Source organism: Emticicia sp. CRIBPO (assembly GCF_009905725.1).
Classification (GTDB): Bacteria; Bacteroidota; Bacteroidia; order Cytophagales; family Spirosomataceae; genus Leadbetterella.
The window spans coordinates 1-18,011 of sequence record NZ_JAAAKV010000002.1 but is presented as its reverse complement, the minus strand read 5'-3'; the positions used below and the strand labels follow the sequence as shown (position 1 = coordinate 18,011).

Genomic DNA, 18,011 nt, shown 5'->3' with positions numbered 1-18,011 from the left:
GCTTTTTTATAGTAATTTCCTGCAAAATTACACAATTTTAGTTGAGAAGGCTTAATCATTCGAATCATTTACTTAGTTTTACGAAAAAACAAATTTAAAAACAGAATTATGCTTCAATCAATGACCGGTTTTGGTTCAGCAGTTTTGGATACGACTAAGTTATCGATCTCTGTAGAAGTAAAAACACTAAATTCCAAGTTTTCAGATATTTATTGCAGGATGCCACGCAGCTTTTCTAACCGGGAAATTGATATTCGTAATCTGCTGACTAAAGAATTGGAAAGAGGTAAAATGGAGCTCAACCTTAATGTGGTTCCGAAAGACGAGGAAAGTGCGGGAACGACGGTCAACAGACCATTGGTTAAGGCTTATTTTAGAGATCTGATGGCTACTGCCGGAGAACTGGGCATTGTTGCCACCCCGACAGAAGTATTGAGAATGGCCACAATGATGCCTAATTCTTATAATACCAACGCCCTGAGCCAGGATGAATCGGAAGAAGAATGGAAACTGATTCTTTCGGTGATCAATCAGGCTATTCTGAAATGCAAGGAGTTCAGAAGACAGGAAGGTGATGTGACCAAGAAAAAATTTGAAGAATATACGAACATCATAGAAAACCTGCTGGAACAGGTGATTGAGCTTGATCCGAAGAGAATCCCGGCCATTCGTGAGAAGCTGGAAAAGTCAATGGGCGACTGGATGCAAAGCGACAATTTTGATAAAAACCGCTTTGAACAGGAGCTGATTTTTTACGTGGAGAAGTTTGACATCTCTGAAGAAAAGGTGAGACTTAAAAACCACCTGGATTACTTCAGAAAAGAGCTTGAGATTGCTTCAAACGGAAAAAAACTGAACTTCATAGCCCAGGAAATCGGCCGTGAGATCAATACTATCGGTTCAAAAGCCAATGATTCGGGTATTCAGCGTCTGGTGGTACAGATGAAAGATGAACTCGAAAAGATCAAGGAGCAAACCATGAATATTTTGTAATATCTAAGTGATATTCCGATGGAAAACCTTTCAGAGTGGATTCCGGGCCTGTTTTTAGGGATTGCACTGAGTGCCGGCAGCGGCTTCAGGGTGTTTATTCCTGCTTTGGTCTCCAATCTGGCAGGTAAGTTTGGCGTCGTGGAAGTCGCCGGAAACTTTTCCTGGATGACCAGCGACACACTCACATGGATTCTCGGCCTGGCCTGTTTGCTGGAAATCGGGGCTTATTATGTCCCTTTTATTGACAACCTGCTTGATACGGTAGCTCTGCCGGTTTCTTTTGCGGCCGGAGCTTTAATTACGACTTCATTTATTAAAATTGACGACCCCGTTTTACAATGGGGACTCGGCATCGTAGCCGGAGGTGGCGTGGCCGGAACCATCCAGGCCGGAACAGGCCTGCTTCGCCTGGCTTCTACCAAATTTACCGCCGGTTTCGGCAATGGTATTTTCAGCACGATCGAAAATATCATTTCGTTTTTTATTTCGTTTATGGCTATATGGCTTCCTGTTTTCATGGGCGTTTTGGTGCTTTATCTTGTTTACAGGGTAATAAGGGCACTTACCGGCAAAAAACAGAAACAGCCTGCAGATCATTAAATATTTTTGATGTTTTAAAGGCAATGTTTACATTTGCTGTAAATCCAATTCAAACTTATTATGCGAAAAAAGCTATTTATAATTCTCCCTTTCCTGGCCGTTCTGTTTTCTTTTGCTGCTTTTGATGATGTACTTGAGACGCTTCTGCAGAAGATCGATAAATATAATTTTGATAACCCCCAGGAAAAGGCGTATCTCCATACCGACCGGGCTTATTATACCGCAGGAGAAACATTATGGTTCAAAGCCTGCCTGGTCGAAGGCATGACCAACCATCCTGACACGGTAAGTATTCCATTATATGTTGATCTCATTGATGCAGCCAAAGGCAGGGTAGTGGATTCAAAGACTATTCAACTCACAAAAGGTTTTGGAAACGGGGAATTTAAGTTGGCAGACACCTTGGCCGGAGGAGCTTACAGGATCCGGGCTTATACCAGCTGGATGAAGAATTTTCCTGAAAGCGAATTCTTCCATAAAGATTTCTATCTCTTTGAATTTGAAGAAAAAGAAGTCCGGAAAACAGAGAAAATGCCGGAGCACGATTTTAACTTTTTCCCGGAGGGCGGGCAGCTCGTCAGCGGACTCCAGTCCAGGATTGCTTTTAAAGCCTCCGATAAACTGGGAAAGGGCGTAAATGTAACCGGGGCTGTTTTTAACAGTGCGGGAGATACCGTTATTAAATTTGAAAGCCAGCACCTGGGCATGGGAATCTTCAATTTTACTCCCGAAAAAGGACAGAAATACAGGGCCAGGGTGAGTTTTAATGCTATTGAAGAAAAAGACATCGCTTTTCCGGACATTGCAGAAAAAGGATATATCCTCATGACGGATAATTTTTCAAATCCTAAAAATCTGAAAACCTTTGTTTTCAGAAACACAGTTACGGAGCCTGAAGACATGATCCTGGTAGCACAATGCCGTGGAAAGGTGGTTTACTCTGCCCGCGTTCAGCTCACAAAACCTGCTTCTGCGATCCTTATCCCTAAAGAAGAACTGCCTGCAGGCCTGATAAAAATCACGTTACTCAACATACAGTCGCGGCCGGTTTGTGAGAGACTTATTTATAACAACCTGGGCCGGTCGCCGGAAGTGACTTTTAATCTTACTCAGAGTACTTACGCGAAAAGAAGTAAAACGACGGTCGAAATCCAGGTTTCGGGTTCCAAAGGGGAGCCCCTGGCCGGGGAGTTTTCTGTAGCCGTGCTGGATAAAAACCAGATCAAAGACCACGATGATGAGCGGCATATCCGGTCCTACCTGATGCTTGAGTCTGAGGTAAAAGGCTATGTGGAGAATCCTGCGGCCTATTTTGTCGCCGGCGATCCCAAAGCGTCTGTGCTTCTTGACCTGCTGCTCATGACCCAGGGATGGAGAAGATACGGTTGGGAACAGGTGCTTAATTACCAGGAAAAACCCTATCTGTACCCTTTGGAAAGAGGGCTGACCATTTCCGGGGAAATTACCAAACCCAACGGTAAAAACTTTGAAAAAGCGGTCAACCTGACCATGATGATAACCAAACCGGACAGCTCAACCCAGTTGTACTTCACCGAAGCTGAATTAGACGGGCGTTTCGAATTCTACGGACTGGATGTGCAAGACTCTGTGAGGGTGCTGCTTCAGGCCATTGCCGGTAAAAACAACCGGAACACTGCCATCATCATCGGTAATAATGACTTCAGGCAGATTGATTTGATCAGAATCCCTTACCGGCCGGTTACTTTTGCTGCCCATGACCTGGCTGCTTATCTCAAACTCAGTAAGGAGATACTGGAGCTGGAAAGAAAATTAAGACTGAACAAGGTTATTTTCCTGGACGAATTTGTCGTAAAGGCAAAAAAAGTGGACCAGCGGCTGAAAGACAGGCGGGTACTTTACGGTCAGCCTGATGCCAGCATCAAAGTCACGGATAACATGACCGGATACAGCAATGTGCTGGAGATACTGAGAGGCCGGGTAGCCGGGGTGCAGGTTTCGGGGGATATGTTTAACCCGAGCGTGGTGATCCGGGGCATCGGTACTTTATCGGGTAGTTCGGAACCGACTTATATCCTGGACGGCACCATTGTGGACAAGAGTCTTATTCTTTCGATACCGGCAACGGATGTCGAGTATATTGATGTATTGAAAGGCCCGTCTGCGGCCATTTACGGATCAAGAGGGGGCAACGGTGTGATTTCCGTTTTAACGAAAAGAGGCAATCCGGACTACGACTGGAAAAATGACAATACTCCGGGGATAAAAAGATTTGGCTGGAAGGGGTATTCGGTGCCTGCCGAGTTCTATTTGCCGCCCTATGACCAGGAGATTCCGGGAAATGAACGCCCGGATTTCAGGTCTACGGTTTACTGGAATCCTGTGGTCAGGACCGATGCCACAGGCAAAGGAAAGTTTGAGTATTTTAATACCGACAATGAGGCTACTTTTGAAATATACCTGGAAGGTCTCGTTTTTCCGGGAACACCCGTGACAGGTAGAAAGACCTACCAGGTAAAGTGAAAAGGTGATCAGACAACCGGGAAAGGGTCTTTAAAACGCTTTCCCGATTCCATTTCACTGATCTCTTTTTCAGTACACAGGCATTGCCGGAGTTCTTCCGTAACCAGTCTATAGTTAAGGTCCTGGCCGATGATCACCAGTTCATTTTGCCTGTCACCGAAACGCTTATCCCAGCGTGATTCGATGGCTGCCTGATTTTCAACAAACGAAGCATACCTGATTCTTTCGTTGAAAGGCTTACTTACCCACCATTTTCCGGCACTTTCAGCCCTGAGCGAGCCGCCTGACTGTGACCAGTTGAGGGCTTCATAAGGCCGGGAAGCTAGCCAGAAAAGCCCCTTGGAGCGGATAATGCCCGCATGCCAGTCTTCCGAAATGTAATCCCAGAATCTTTCAGGGTGAAAAGGCCGTTTATCCCTGAACACAAAGGATGAAATACCATATTCCTCTGTTTCCGGTTGGTGTGTTTTCCCATTTTCGTGATTCTGTATTTCTTGGATCCAGCCTGCGGAGGCCTGGGCCGTTTCAAAATCAAAAAGCCCGGTGCCTAAGATCGCAGACGGCTCAACCCTGCCGAAAGTGGAAAGGATAATTTTAGCGTGTGGATTCAGTTTACTTATTAATGTCCTGAGTTCATGAAGCTGCTCATGACTCACAAGATCCGCTTTGTTGATCAGGATGATGTCTGCAAATTCAATCTGGTCGGTCAGAAGATTAACGATCGGTCTTTGATCGCTGTCATCCTCATTCAATGCCCTTGAGTGGATCGTGTCGGAAGAGCCGAAGTCCTTACTGAAATTAAAAGCATCCACCACCGTTACCATGCTGTCTATGTAGGACCATTTTGATAAATCTATGCCATTGGCTTCGTCCGTAAAACTGAAGGTCTGTGCCACCGGCACCGGTTCGGAAATACCCGTGGATTCAATCAGCAGATAATCAAAACGATTTTCACGGGCCAGCTTCTCCACTTCAATCATGAGGTCTTCCCTGAGTGTGCAGCAGATACATCCGTTTGACATCTCCACCAGTCTTTCTTCTGTTCTTGATAGTGTGTTCTCTTTTTCCACCAGCCGGGCATCAATGTTGACCTCGCTCATGTCGTTGACAATGACGGCTACTTTCAGACCCGCTTTATTGTGCAGGAGATGGTTGAGCAAAGTTGTTTTTCCGGCTCCTAAAAATCCGGACAATACGGTTACAGGCAATTTTTTCATCAGCAATGTTTACAATAACGGATATTAAGAATATGACCTGCCACCAGGCCGAAGCTGGCCAGGTAGCTGAGTTCATGCAGCCACGTGAAAGTGTCTTCAAAAAGAATGCTTACGGCCAGGATAAGAAAACTGAGCCATATCAGCACCACGATTTTATTGACCGTACAATTTTGAGTGGCCTTGAAAGCCGCATAAAAACTGATGGCTAAAAACAGGTAAGATACCTGGTGCCACCATTCTTTATTAGACAGAAGAAGAATAAGAACCGGAGTGAGCAGGCAGTGCACCACACAAAGTGATGCACTTAAAATGCCTGCCCAGTCAAATTTGGATGTGTTGGTTTCCATAATCATTCATTAATGGTCTTCACTGGATTCTATACCCAGGATTGATAGCCGGTAAGGCGTGGCTGAAACTTTGATTTTTTTAGAGGAACTGAGGTCTGAAACCGGGATCTGCAGTATTTCCCCGCTTTTGGGCTGGGTCACATACAGGTATTTGGCTGTAGCTTCCAGCTGAGGTTTCTGGGTTTCTGTTTTCAGCGTAGCCGGTAAAATCACGGCACTTTTCTTTAGTTTATTCGTCGCTAAATCGTAAATGCTGACCTCACCGCTGTGTAAAAGCACGACGAGGTTGTTTCCTGCGTAGTCAATTTTGCACTGCATAATGTCGGTATTAGCCAGTATTGGGGTTACCGTATTGGCCAGTGCATCAATGAGGTAAGCACCGGCAGCAGCGGTATAACCTATGAATTTACCCGCTCCCCTTGCTTCAAGAATAGAAGAAAACCAGGCGGTGCCGAAGTCGTTCGGATGAGGGATCAGTTTCTGGTTGCCTCCTTGTTCGATGACCAGAATACCGCTTGAAGAACCGAAAACGGCCACTTTTCCATTCGTCGCATTGCCATGAATGCCTTTGGTCTGAAGTGTGGAGGCAAACACTGTTTTTCCGTTGGCGTCAATTATTTTGACACGTTCAGGTAAGGTCCCGGCCACTGAACCGTCTTTTTCGGTAATGGCATAAGTGCCGTTGTCAAACTTGGCCATGGCACCATGGTGGGCCGCGATGCCCGCATTGATCCTGCTAAGCTTTTTGCCTGTCACATGAAAATCTGATTCATTGCCGATGTCCAGCGTGCCGTCTCCGTCATTGAAAAGAATGATTTCATTGCCTTTGCTTTTAAAATGGGTAGGCTTGTTCCCATCCCCGATAATGGCCGCCCACTTGGGTGTGCCTTTAACATCCACATGGTCGCCGTGTCCTTCAAAGCCTGAGTCAAACAGCTGGACATAGTTATTGGCAGTATTGACCAATACACCGAACCTTCCGGAAGCCGTCTGGTAAGTAGCCGATTTCGGAAAACGGGCCTCGAAAGACTGTGTTTCCCCTGTCCGGGTATTGATGACCGATACGGCGTTGGTGATTTCATCACTGACCATCACGCGGATGTATTTGTATTCCAAAGGATCATCGGGTGCTACTTCTTCATGCTTTTCGTTGTCACAAGAGGTAACTAATAAGGTAAAGGTGCTGATAAAAAGAAGGATTGTTTTTTTCATTTCTGGAATTTAATTAATGCAACAATGTTGCAAATATAATAAGAAATGAATTTAATGCAACAATGTTGCAAATAAAAAATTTAGTCTGGAGAAAGGAGTGTGGAAAAAGGAGGACGGAGTTTGAAGGAGACCCTCTCCTTCATTATTTTTAGATTCTATTGAGTTTAACTCGAAGTCAAAAGGCACCCTTATATTTGCGTTTTCCTTTTTCCAACCTCCTTTTTCCTTACAAATACCCCAAATACATCACACGAATTTCATTGCAGAATAAAACCAATTGTGTAAGTTTGAATCCGTTAATTTTTAAAATAAAGAGATGGTCATTTACAACCCCAAAGACTGGAAAAAACTCATATTTGCCTTCCACAAAAGTGACACATTCCGGATGATGCTTCCGGGAATTTTAGGAGTAGCGGCGTTTACCGGTATTGTAGCCTACCTGGAAAACGATTATTTCAACGCCTCTTTCAAAAACACCACCGCCATTCATTCCCTCGTAGGTTTTGTCTTATCACTTTTGCTGGTTTTCAGGACCAATACGGCATATGACCGCTGGTGGGAGGGCCGCAAACAATGGGGAGCCATGGTTAATAATTCCAGGAACCTTGCCTTAAAACTCAGCGTGATCATCAAAAGCGAAGAAGTAAAGAAAAGATTCAGGATTCACCTGATCAACTACGTGTTTGCGATTAAAGAACATTTGAGGGCAGGGGTGATCTGGGAAGAGATAACGGCCACCGAAAGCTATTCACACAAGGAACTCAAAGAAGTCATCCATGTGCCGAACAGGATCATGAAGGCCATTTACGGGGAAGTGCAGCAGCTCATCGAAAAGAAGGAAATCAGCCATGAACAGATGCTCTTTATCAACGAAGAACTCAGGTCATTTACCGATATTGTAGGGGCTTGTGAAAGGATAAAAAAAACACCGATTCCTTATTCTTACGGGCTTTTTATCAACAAGGTTATTTTCATATATGTATTTACGATGCCCATCGGTTTCGTCAGGGAATTCGGTTACTGGGCGATGCCGATCGTGTCGCTTATCTTTTATGTATTCGGCAGTATAGAGCTGATTGCGGAGGAAATTGAGGATCCGTTTGGCCGTGATGCCAACGATTTACCGATTGATACCATCGCCCAAACGATAAAAGATAATTTAAATGAAATACTTTGATTCCTCTGATAACTTTATTTAATTTGTTCAGTTCAAATCTAAACCTCTATCAACCAATGTTGAAAAATCTAAATCTTGAAAAAACTGTAGAAAAAAATATTAAAACCTGGCTTAACGGTCGCTACGACGAAGAAACAAAAGACGCTGTCAGAAAATTAATAGACGAGGGAAACAGTACGCAACTTACAGATTCATTTTACCGGAATCTTGAATTCGGAACAGGGGGTATGCGGGGCGAAATAGGTGTCGGCTCGAACCGTATGAACAAATACACCGTAGGAGCAGCCACCCAGGGACTGGCCAATTATCTTAACAAAGTGGTCACAGACGAGCCGATCAAAGTAGCAATAGCCTATGACTCCAGGAACTTCTCCCCTGAGTTTGCCCAGACTGCAGCAGACATTCTTTCGGCCAATGGCATTGCCGTTTATCTATATAAGGAACTCAGACCTACACCTCAGTTGTCGTTCACAGTCAGAGAGCTGGGTTGTCACTCAGGTATCGTAATCACTGCTTCTCACAATCCGAGAGAATACAATGGTTATAAAGTATACTGGAATGATGGATCGCAGGTGGTAGCTCCGCACGATAAAAACATCGTGGAGGAAGTCAACGCGATTACCAACGTCAAAAACATCAAGTTCAAAGGCGTTAAGAAAAGGATCAAAATGATCGGTGAGGTACTCGACAAGAAATACCTGAAAGCCGTCAAAAGTATTGCTGTAAGCCCGAGAATGCTGAAAAAACAGTCTGATCTTAAAATCGTATTCTCACCTATTCACGGTACGGGTATTACGATGGTGCCTCCGGCTTTGGCCCAGTTAGGGTTTACGAATGTGACCATTGTAAAGGAACAGGCTAACCCTGACGGAAACTTCTCGACGGTGGTATATCCAAATCCTGAAGAAAAAGAAGCCATGACGCTGGCGATGAACAAAGCCAAGGAAATAGATGCTGATCTTGTTATTGCCACCGACCCTGACGCTGACCGTGTGGGTATGGCGGTAAAGAACCCAAAAGGAGAATGGCAGTTGCTGAACGGTAACCAGGCCGCCAGTCTGATCATCTATTACCTGCTGAAATCATGGAAAAAAGCCAAGAAACTGACGGGAAAAGAATTTGTTTGCAAGACTATCGTAACGACTGACCTTATCGATGCTATGGCAGAGAAATCAGGCGTGAAATGTTATAATACACTGACAGGGTTTAAGTACATTGCCCAGGTGATCCGTGAGCTGGAAGGCCAGGAGACCTTTATCGGTGGCGGAGAGGAAAGCTACGGCTACCTGATCGGTGATAAAGTGAGAGACAAAGATGCCATTGCCAGCTGTGCGATGATTGCCGAGCTGACTGCCTACGCCAAACAGAACGGTATCAGCCTGTTTGATTTTCTGGCTGACATGTACAAGCAATACGGCTTCTACTACGAAGGCCTGGTGTCGGTAACAAGAAAAGGAAAAACCGGGGCTGAGGAAATTCAGCAGATGATGGCCGATTTCAGGGCTAATCCACCGGCAACACTGGCCGGTTCCAAAGTAATCAGAATGGATGACTATGGCCAACTGACCAGGACAGACTTTAAAACAAAAGAGACCGTTTCGATACCTTCAGGGAAACTGGGAATTGAATCTTCCAATGTTTTACAGTTTTTTACTGCCGACGGAACGAAATTTACCTGCAGACCTTCAGGAACAGAGCCTAAAATCAAGTTTTATATCGGCGTAAAATCAAAATTGAAAAACAAGGAAGATTTTGATGCTACCCTTGAGCAGTTAAAAGATAAAGTTGCAGATATTGCAAAAGAATTAAAACTAAATTGAAAATTTTTGGGACTCAGTTTATTTGTCTTTTGATTGCGGTACTCGCCGTATGTGAAGAAGGTGTGTGTGCAGAACCACCTTCCTCACTTCCCAAAATTTATCTCAAAAAAATAGAATCTTCCGGTAAAGACCGTGCACCCGAGCCATCTTATGAGGTGCAGTATTATGAAAACATCCTGGCCATTGAATGTGCGGTTACCTCTCCTTACGATTCTATAAAATCATACAAATTCAGGGCTATTTCCGAATCAATTAACGGGCTGATCTACGACCCGTGGCTGGAAGAAAAGACCCCTTATAAAAAGTATACCGATCTCAAACCCGGCAAGTATGTATTTGAAATTAAGTACGTTACTACTTCCGGAAGGGATTCAAACACCATAAGATTTAATTACAGGATAGAAAGACCATGGTGGCGGACCTGGTGGTTCTGGGGAGCCTGTTTCATTTCATTGTTCGGTCTTTTCTATGGCAGGGAGCGGTTTCTTAAGTTCTGGGCGGATGAAGAGCAGCGTCATCACCGCCAGATTGTAGAATTAGAACTCAGGACCCTGCAGTTGCAGATGAACCCTCACTTTGTGTTCAACGCTCTCAACTCCATACAGAGCTATGTGATGACACACGATGCCCTGACAGCCAATAACTACCTGTCTAAATTTGCCCACCTGATCCGGCTGTTTCTGGATTCGTCACGGAGTAAATTCATCTCCCTTTCTGAAGAAGCCAGGATGCTGACACTTTACAGTGAAATGGAGAAGCTGCGGTTTGACAATAAATTCGATTTTGAACTGATCATAGACCCTGAAGTAAATAAATACATTGAGATTCCGACCATGATCCTTCAACCCTTCGTTGAAAATTCCATTAACCACGGACTTCGTTACAAAAGAGAAAAAGGCTTTCTTCATATCAGGTTTTATTATGAAGGGCAGTACCTCATCTGTAAAATTGAAGACAACGGCGTAGGCAGAAGAAATGCCGACCAGATACAATCCAAATCCCGCAAAGGGTACAATTCTCAGGGCTTGAAAATAACCGCTGAGCGTCTGATTACCTACAACAAAATCAATGAAACCAATATCGTTTTCTCGATATCGGATAAAAATGCAGAACCCCATGACACCAACGAAGAAGTTGGCACGGTAGTAGAGGTTAAATTTCCTAAGAATTAGTTATTGGGGAATTTTGATTATAAATTTATCATTTAATTGTCAGGATCTTTAATAACGTTTTGAACCCTAAAATGGAAATGCCTGAAATCTAAAATGAAACTTACAGTTCAGTCCGGGGTAGTTTTTGTATTGTTGTTAATGACCTTAATAGCGATCTTTATACTTATCAGGAGATATTATGCGAATAATCGTGCGGCTCATATCAGTTACGACAAAGAGCAGGGACAAAATAACGAAAAATACAAATTGTTTTTTTGGGTTTTAGGTGTTTTTATGCCTGTGAGTGAGCTGGTTCTGGAGCTTTTTAAAGTGAGGGAAAAAAGTGAATTGGTGTCCAATTTAATTGGAGGGTCAATAGCCTTATTGATAGCTTTTTCTTCTGAGTACTTTAAGCTGGTTAAATCCAATCTGCATCGCCTGTTCATTGTCTTTTATTCAGCTTTCAATATCCTTGTTTTCTACAATATCAGTCATAATTCCACAGAACTCGTTACTTTCTGTGAATTCCTCATTCCCCTGATTTTTGCGTATTACATTTTTTATAATGTGAAGCACTTTTTTGGCTACCTGATCTTTGTACTTGCCACCCTGATTTATCTCCAGGTTTTCGATTATCTCGAGATCAGGGTCTTTGCCATCTATTTTATGGTTTGGCTTATTGCTTTTGTAATCAATTATGCCAAGTATTTTATTGACATTAACCACAGGGAAAGCTTCTTTATGGCTTATAATGTGGTCAACAGAGGCAAACTGATTGTCTTAGGCATCGAAAATGACAAGGTGGTGTTTGTCAGTGATAACCTGGATGAGATTCTGGGCTATAACAAAGACGAGTTTGTGGGTAAGAAATGGGCGAATATCATATCTGACATTTCGGTCGAGGAACACAAGACGGATAAGGTCGGTCTTTCTGTAAATGACGCGGCGATTCATAGGGTCAGAACAAAAAACGGTAATCAGATACTGATAGAATGGCAGGAAGATCCGTATGATGAGAATTTCCTGATTAAAATAGGCAGGGATGTAACCCAAAGCAGGAAAACGGAAGCGGAGCTTCATAAGAGCAACTACAGGCTGGAGGCCCTGCTGACCAAATCAGGTGACCTGGTTCTGGTGCTGAACAAAGACCTGGTTTTTACAGAATATTACAACGACAGCTCTGAAGACCTTTACGTAAAACCTTCTTTTTTTATCGGCAGGAAAATCGATGAGGTCGGTTTCCCGGAAGACACACTGGCTGCCATGATGGATGCCATCGAAAAGAGTAAGGATACCTCGAAAAACATCTCATTTGAGTATTCGCTGTCTATCAAAGGTCACAAGCAATGGTATAATATGGTCATTTCGGTTTTCCTCGACGACGATGGAGAACCAAAGGACTTTATTTGTGTGGCCAGGAATATTACCGAAAGGAAACTCTCAGAAATAGAATTAAAGAAAACGAAGGAACTCCTGGAAGAAACCAGTCATGTAGCCAGAATCGGAGGCTGGGAGTACATCATTGAAAGTCAGAAGATATTCTGGTCGGACATTACCAAAGAAATCCACGAAGTGCCTGAAGATTTCGAGCCCGATTTTATTTCGGCAGTGAGTTTTTACAAGGACCAGGAGTCGAGAGAAAAGATAGAACGCCAGATGCAGGATTGCATCAGCAACGGCCGGAAAGAAGAAGTAATGGCACAAATACTTACAGCCAGGGGCAATCTTAAATGGGTGAGAAGCATAGGGCAGGCGGAGTTTGAAAACGGGGTGTGCAAAAGGGTTTTCGGGACAATCCAGGACATTGACCACGAAGTAACCCTCAATCAGAAAATATGGGACAGTGAGTTCCAGTTCAGAACACTGATTTCCAATATTTCCAGCGTGGCTTTCCGTTGCAAGAATGATGAAAATTGGTCGATGATTTTCATCAGTGATGCGATTGAAAGGATGACCGGTTATAATTCCGGAGACTTTATTTATAATTCGAAAAGAAGTTTTGCCAGCATTATACACCCTGAAGATCAGCAGGTGTTAAACCAGACCATCAATCATCACCTTGAAAGGGACGAAGAATATGAACATGAGTACAGGCTGATCAGCGTCGACGAGCATATTGTCTGGGTAAATGAGCGGGGCAGGGGTTATTTCAGTGAAGACGGGGAGTTATTGTTTCTTGACGGCATCATAACAGATATAACCGACAGGAAACTGGCAGAGCAAAAGCTGATCAACGTTCAGAATCAGCTGGTTTATAAAAGTGAGGTGCTTTCAGCTATTGGGAAAACAACCGAGCAGTTACTTATCAGCAGCGACGTCATCTCTACTTTGAAAGAGACCATGTGCCTTACAGGCATTGCCACAAAGTCCGACAGGGCGTATTATTTTGAAAATGACCGTAAAACACAGCTGGTGAGTCAGAAAGTAGAGTGGGTTTCAGAAGGTACGGAGCCTCAGATAGATGACCCGGCTTTGCAGAATATGTCGCTTGACATCCTGACCTTTCTGAAAGACCCGTTTGATCTTAACCAGCCCTTCATCTGTGTAACGCGGTTATTGAAGGAGTCGGGCCTTAAAACCCTGCTTGAAGGGCAAGACGTTTTATCGATGCTCCTGCTCCCTGTATTTATCAAAGATATTTTTTTCGGATTCATTGGTTTTGATGACTGTCATGAAGAGAGAAACTGGTCTGATGACGAAGTCAACCTCCTGCAGTCGCTGGCCTCTAACATAGCCAATGCCATTGAAAGGATCAACAATGAGCGGATCATCAAGGAAAGTGAAAGTAATTTCCGGCAGATCAATGATGCACTTGAGGATGTGTTCTGGCTGTTTGATGTCAACAAAAGGCAATCTATTTTTATCAGCCCTTCGTGTAAGAAAGTTCTGGGAATTGAAGAAGAATATTTCTATTCGAGGAACTCCTATATTTATGACTATATCATTGAAGAGGACCGGGATCTGGCAAAGAGGTCGTTCAAAGGCCTGCTGAAGAACAATTCCTACGACATAGAATACCGGATTCTCGATACAGAAGAAAATATAAGGTGGATCAATGAAAAAGCGTATGCGATCAGGAATGAAGCAGGAGAGCTGGTGAGAATATCCGGGATATGTTCTGATATTACGGAGAAGAAACTGATCGAAAACGAAATCAAACAGCTTTCTGTAGTAGCCCGCCAGACCCGAAATGGTGTTCTGGTCACAGACAGAAACGGGTTTGCTCTCTATGCCAATGACGGTTACCTGAATCTTTTTGAAGTGACCCTGGAGCAGCTGAATAAGTTCAGGCCGAGAGATTTATTCAATTTTAATCCGGCAGAATCAGGAGCTTCTCTTGATGACATGTATGACCGGGATTTCACCAGCGAAATTGAGGTGTTTACCTATATGGGAGCCAAAAAGTGGGTGGAGGTTTCCAATACCGTTATCCTGGATGAGCACGGAGAAGTGGAACAGCATATCAAGGTATTGACGGACATCACCCAGAGGAAATATGCCGAAGAGAAGCTGGCTGAAGAGAGAAGGCTGCTCAGGGCTATCATAGATAATATTCCGATGAATATTTACGTGAAAGACATAGCCACCAGGAAAGTGCTGGCCAATAAGTCCGAAGTAGAGTTCTGCGGTGTTAAAAGCGAAGAAGATCTGATTGGTAAGAGTGATTTCGATATTTATCCCGGCGATGCCGCAAGGATGTATTATGACCAGGATATGTACGTCATCAATACCAACAATGAGATCAACGGAGTGGAATATAAACACCAGAACCCCGACGGGAGTGAGTCCTGGTACCTGGTTTCCAAATTGCCGCTGAAAGATGAGGAAGGCAAAGTGATCGGGCTGGTGGGACTCAGCCTGGACATCACCGACCGGAAGCAATCCGAACAGCTCCTTCGTGAGAGCGAAGAAAAATTCAGATTCATTGCTGAAAACACATCGGACGGGATCATTGTTATTGAAAATGAGGAGGTGACATATACCTCTCCTTCCTTTAACAAGCTGCTGGCTTATAATTTCAAAGAAGAGAATTCGGGGGACCAGCAGATATTTTTTGATTACATCCATCCGGATGATATTGAACACCTGGAAAAGATACATTCCATTGCCATCAAAAGCAGGCAGACCAGTACCAATTTCCAGTTCAGGGCCATGAACAAGGACGGTTCCTATCACTGGCGGGAAGATACAGTCACTTATTTTTATGATGAAAAAGGCAGTGTCAAAAAAGTGATCATCGTAACCCGCGATATTACCACCAGGAAAAAGTCTGAAGAGGAACTGAAAGAAAGCCAGCGAAATCTTACGCTGATCCTTAACGCCATGGACGAGGTGGTTTGGGCTGTCAGTTTTCCTGACCGCAAACCTTTATTCATCAGTCCTTCTTATTACAATCTTTCGGGCATCAGAACCGAGGACTGGATCAGTGATTTTACGATCTGGAACTCAAAAGTTCATCCTGAAGACAAGGAAATCATGGATGCCATGGGAAGAGACTTCAGTGAGCTGGGATATTCCGACAGGATACTGAGGATTTATGATGCAAACAATGAGATCAGGTGGGTTCAGTGTAAATCTAAAATTGTCAAAAATGAGAACGATATGCCATTTATGCTCATGGGTATCATCGTGGATATTACACAAAAGAAAAATGCTGAGCGGGAACTGCTGATTGCCCGTGAACAGGCAGATGCCGCTAACCGTTCAAAAGTAGAGCTCGAGCTGAGGACGCTCCAGTTGCAGATGAATCCTCACTTTATTTTCAATGCCCTCAATTCCATACAGAGCTACGTTGTCCATAATGAGATCATTACGGCCAACAGCTACCTGACGAAATTTGCCCACCTCATCCGTCTATTCCTGGATTCGTCAAGAAGCAAATTCATTTCTCTGAATGAAGAAATCAGGCTGCTGACATTTTATATGGAGCTCGAAAAACTGAGGTTTGAGAATAAATTCGACTTTGAGATTTCTGTTTCTCCGGATGTGAACCGCTACCAGGAAATTCCGACGATGATCCTGCAGCCGTTTGTGGAAAATGCTATTAATCACGGACTTAGATATAAATCATCAAAAGGGAAGCTAAATATTAATTTTTATTTCAGTTCGGATTTCCTAATTTGCATGATAGAAGACAATGGAGTAGGTCGGAAAAATGCGAATAAAATCCAGTCCAGATCTAAAAACGGCTATCAGTCACAAGGTCTGAAAATCACCGCGGAAAGGCTGACAACTTACAGTAAGATCAATGGTACAAACATCATTTTCTCCATTGATGACAGAATTAAAGGCTCGGATAATCCGGATGAAGAGGTAGGTACGGTAATAGAAATAAAATTCCCTCAAACATAAAAGTATGTATAGCTGCGTAATTGTTGATGATGAAAGCCGGAGTGTAGACACTCTGACCACCATTATTAAAAAATATTGTGACAATGACCTGATCATAAAAGGATTTGCCAATTCTATTGACGAGGCTTTCCCGATGATCAACCTGCAGAAACCCGATATCGTTTTTCTGGATATTGAAATGCCGTACGGTTCGGGCTTTGACCTGCTCGAAAGGTTTGAGGAAATCAACTTTGAGGTGATCTTCACGACGGGATTTGATCAGTATGCCATTACAGCCATCAAGTTTTCTGCTCTCGATTATTTATTAAAGCCGATTAACATCGTCGAACTCAAAGAGGCCATTGTCAAAGCTACCAAGAGGATTGAGAACAAGTCGTCCAAAAATGATTTCAAGCTTTTGCTGGAAAATCTGAGGAAGCCTAAAAACAGGTCGAGCAAAATACCTTTGCCGGTGCTGAACGGACTTGAGCTGGTGCAGATCGACACCATTGTATATTGCGAAGCGGATGAAGATTATACCCATGTGTTTCTGAAGAACGGCTCTAAAATAACCGTAACCAAGAGCATCAAGGATTTTGAGGAATTGCTTGAGTCATATGATTTTTTCAGGATACACCATTCGTTCCTGGTCAACAAGCTTTGCATCAAGAAATACACCAAAGGAGAAGGCGGACTGGTCCTGACAGAGCTTAACAATGAGATCCCGGTTTCGAGAAGAAGAAAGTCGGAGTTCCTGGAATGGCTGAATGATATTTAGAATGACGGCAGGTCATTGAGTTGCACGGTGGTGCCGTTTTCCCAATCCACTCCGAAGCAAAATGTCTTCCAGCCATTGGTAACGCACAAATAAGGTGACCTGATCTTGAGATTATACCGCGATGCCTGGGCTAATACGGATTTGTCTATTTTGACGTCTTCAGATTTGCATTCTACCAGCAGAAAAGGGCTGCCGTCGTTTTTGTAAACCAGGATGTCCGATCTCTTGGCCAGCTGATGGTAAGTCAGTCCCGCTTCCATTTTAATGAGTGATCTGGAATAGCCGTAATGGTTGATCAGTAAATTAACAAAGTGCTGCCGGACCCACTCTTCGGGTGTCAGCACAAGATATTTTTTTCTGATAACATCAAAAATATATTTCTTATCCTCGATTTCTTTAATTTTGGGACTATATGAATCAAGATTAAAAATCATATTTTCAGGAATCTTTTTCGTTTTATTACAGTTCTAACCTTCAAATTTTAAACAATCAATTAACAAATGCAAACCAAAGAAGAAATAGTTAAGAACTGGCTACCCAGGTACACAGGGGCGGCCCTTGATGAGTTCAACCCATACATACTGCTGACCAACTTCTCAAATTACGTTCAAATGTTTGCCGATCAGTTCGGTGTGGAGGTAAAAGGACTCAATAAACCGATGCAGATGGCTTCTGCAGGTAACATCACCATCATCAATTTCGGGATGGGGAGCCCGATGGCGGCTACTGTGATGGATCTGTTGTCGGCCATCCAGCCAAAAGCCGTTTTATTTTTAGGAAAATGCGGCGGATTGAAAAAGATTACCGAGCTGGGTGATTTTATCCTGCCTATAGCCGCGATAAGGGGCGAAGGAACGAGTGATGACTATGCCCGCCCCGAAAT

At 43.6% G+C, this 18,011-nt stretch carries 12 protein-coding genes and 1 pseudogene; 9 read left to right on the top strand and 4 right to left on the bottom strand.

Features of this window, described 5'->3' with window-relative positions:
* Positions 1-108: 108 nt before the first annotated feature.
* The 3 genes from GVN16_RS03995 to GVN16_RS03985 are packed head-to-tail and all read left to right on the top strand — an operon-like array spanning position 109 to position 4,095.
* Positions 109-993 carry a YicC/YloC family endoribonuclease gene (locus tag GVN16_RS03995; RefSeq protein WP_166562561.1) on the top strand — a complete coding sequence of 295 codons (885 nt, stop codon included), beginning with the start codon at positions 109-111 and terminating at the stop codon, positions 991-993.
* A gap of 18 nt (positions 994-1,011) precedes the next feature.
* Positions 1,012-1,593 carry a DUF4126 domain-containing protein gene (locus GVN16_RS03990; protein ID WP_166562560.1) on the top strand — a complete coding sequence of 194 codons (582 nt, stop codon included), beginning with the start codon at positions 1,012-1,014 and terminating at the stop codon, positions 1,591-1,593.
* 60 nt (positions 1,594-1,653) lie between these two features.
* Positions 1,654-4,095, top strand: coding sequence for a TonB-dependent receptor plug domain-containing protein (locus GVN16_RS03985; RefSeq protein ID WP_166562559.1), 2,442 nt, complete (start codon positions 1,654-1,656; stop codon positions 4,093-4,095).
* An 8-nt stretch (positions 4,096-4,103) separates the two neighbouring features.
* Here GVN16_RS03985 and GVN16_RS03980 read toward each other — a convergent pair whose 3' ends face one another.
* Genes GVN16_RS03980 through GVN16_RS03970 form a run of 3 tightly spaced genes read right to left on the bottom strand, consistent with a single transcriptional unit; the run spans position 4,104 to position 6,871 of the window.
* Positions 4,104-5,312, bottom strand: a complete 1,209-nt coding sequence (locus tag GVN16_RS03980; protein ID WP_166562558.1) for a GTP-binding protein — start codon at positions 5,310-5,312, stop codon at positions 4,104-4,106.
* Positions 5,312-5,659 carry a MerC domain-containing protein gene (locus GVN16_RS03975; RefSeq protein WP_166562557.1) on the bottom strand — a complete coding sequence of 116 codons (348 nt, stop codon included), beginning with the start codon at positions 5,657-5,659 and terminating at the stop codon, positions 5,312-5,314. Before GVN16_RS03975 ends, GVN16_RS03980 begins: the two co-directional genes overlap by 1 nt.
* Before the next feature lie 9 nt (positions 5,660-5,668).
* Entirely contained in the window at positions 5,669-6,871 is a 1,203-nt protein-coding gene (locus GVN16_RS03970) for a hypothetical protein (protein ID WP_166562556.1), read from the bottom strand.
* A 316-nt stretch (positions 6,872-7,187) separates the two neighbouring features.
* Between GVN16_RS03970 and GVN16_RS03965 the strand changes: the two genes are divergently transcribed.
* From GVN16_RS03965 to GVN16_RS03945, 5 genes are all read left to right on the top strand, one after another.
* Positions 7,188-8,048 carry a bestrophin family protein gene (locus tag GVN16_RS03965; RefSeq protein WP_166562555.1) on the top strand — a complete coding sequence of 287 codons (861 nt, stop codon included), beginning with the start codon at positions 7,188-7,190 and terminating at the stop codon, positions 8,046-8,048.
* Between the two features lie 56 nt (positions 8,049-8,104).
* The gene (locus tag GVN16_RS03960; protein ID WP_166562554.1) at positions 8,105-9,868 is read left to right on the top strand and encodes a phospho-sugar mutase; all 1,764 of its coding nucleotides are present in this window, start codon (positions 8,105-8,107) and stop codon (positions 9,866-9,868) included.
* Positions 9,865-11,040 carry a sensor histidine kinase gene (locus GVN16_RS03955; RefSeq protein WP_166562553.1) on the top strand — a complete coding sequence of 392 codons (1,176 nt, stop codon included), beginning with the start codon at positions 9,865-9,867 and terminating at the stop codon, positions 11,038-11,040. The genes GVN16_RS03960 and GVN16_RS03955 overlap by 4 nt, the downstream gene beginning before the upstream one ends.
* 93 nt (positions 11,041-11,133) lie before the next feature.
* Positions 11,134-16,371, top strand: coding sequence for a PAS domain S-box protein (locus tag GVN16_RS03950; RefSeq protein ID WP_166562552.1), 5,238 nt, complete (start codon positions 11,134-11,136; stop codon positions 16,369-16,371).
* Between the two features lie 4 nt (positions 16,372-16,375).
* The gene (locus GVN16_RS03945) at positions 16,376-17,128 is read left to right on the top strand and encodes a LytTR family DNA-binding domain-containing protein (RefSeq protein WP_166562551.1); all 753 of its coding nucleotides are present in this window, start codon (positions 16,376-16,378) and stop codon (positions 17,126-17,128) included.
* Here the strand turns inward: GVN16_RS03945 and GVN16_RS03940 are convergent.
* Positions 17,125-17,562, bottom strand: a complete 438-nt coding sequence (locus GVN16_RS03940; RefSeq protein ID WP_166562550.1) for a type I restriction enzyme HsdR N-terminal domain-containing protein — start codon at positions 17,560-17,562, stop codon at positions 17,125-17,127. The two genes, GVN16_RS03945 and GVN16_RS03940, sit on opposite strands and share 4 nt — an antisense overlap.
* A 66-nt stretch (positions 17,563-17,628) precedes the next feature.
* On the opposite strand from GVN16_RS03940, the pseudogene GVN16_RS03935 reads away from it, so the two are divergent.
* Positions 17,629-18,011: pseudogene (locus GVN16_RS03935) on the top strand (AMP nucleosidase); the annotation flags it as partial.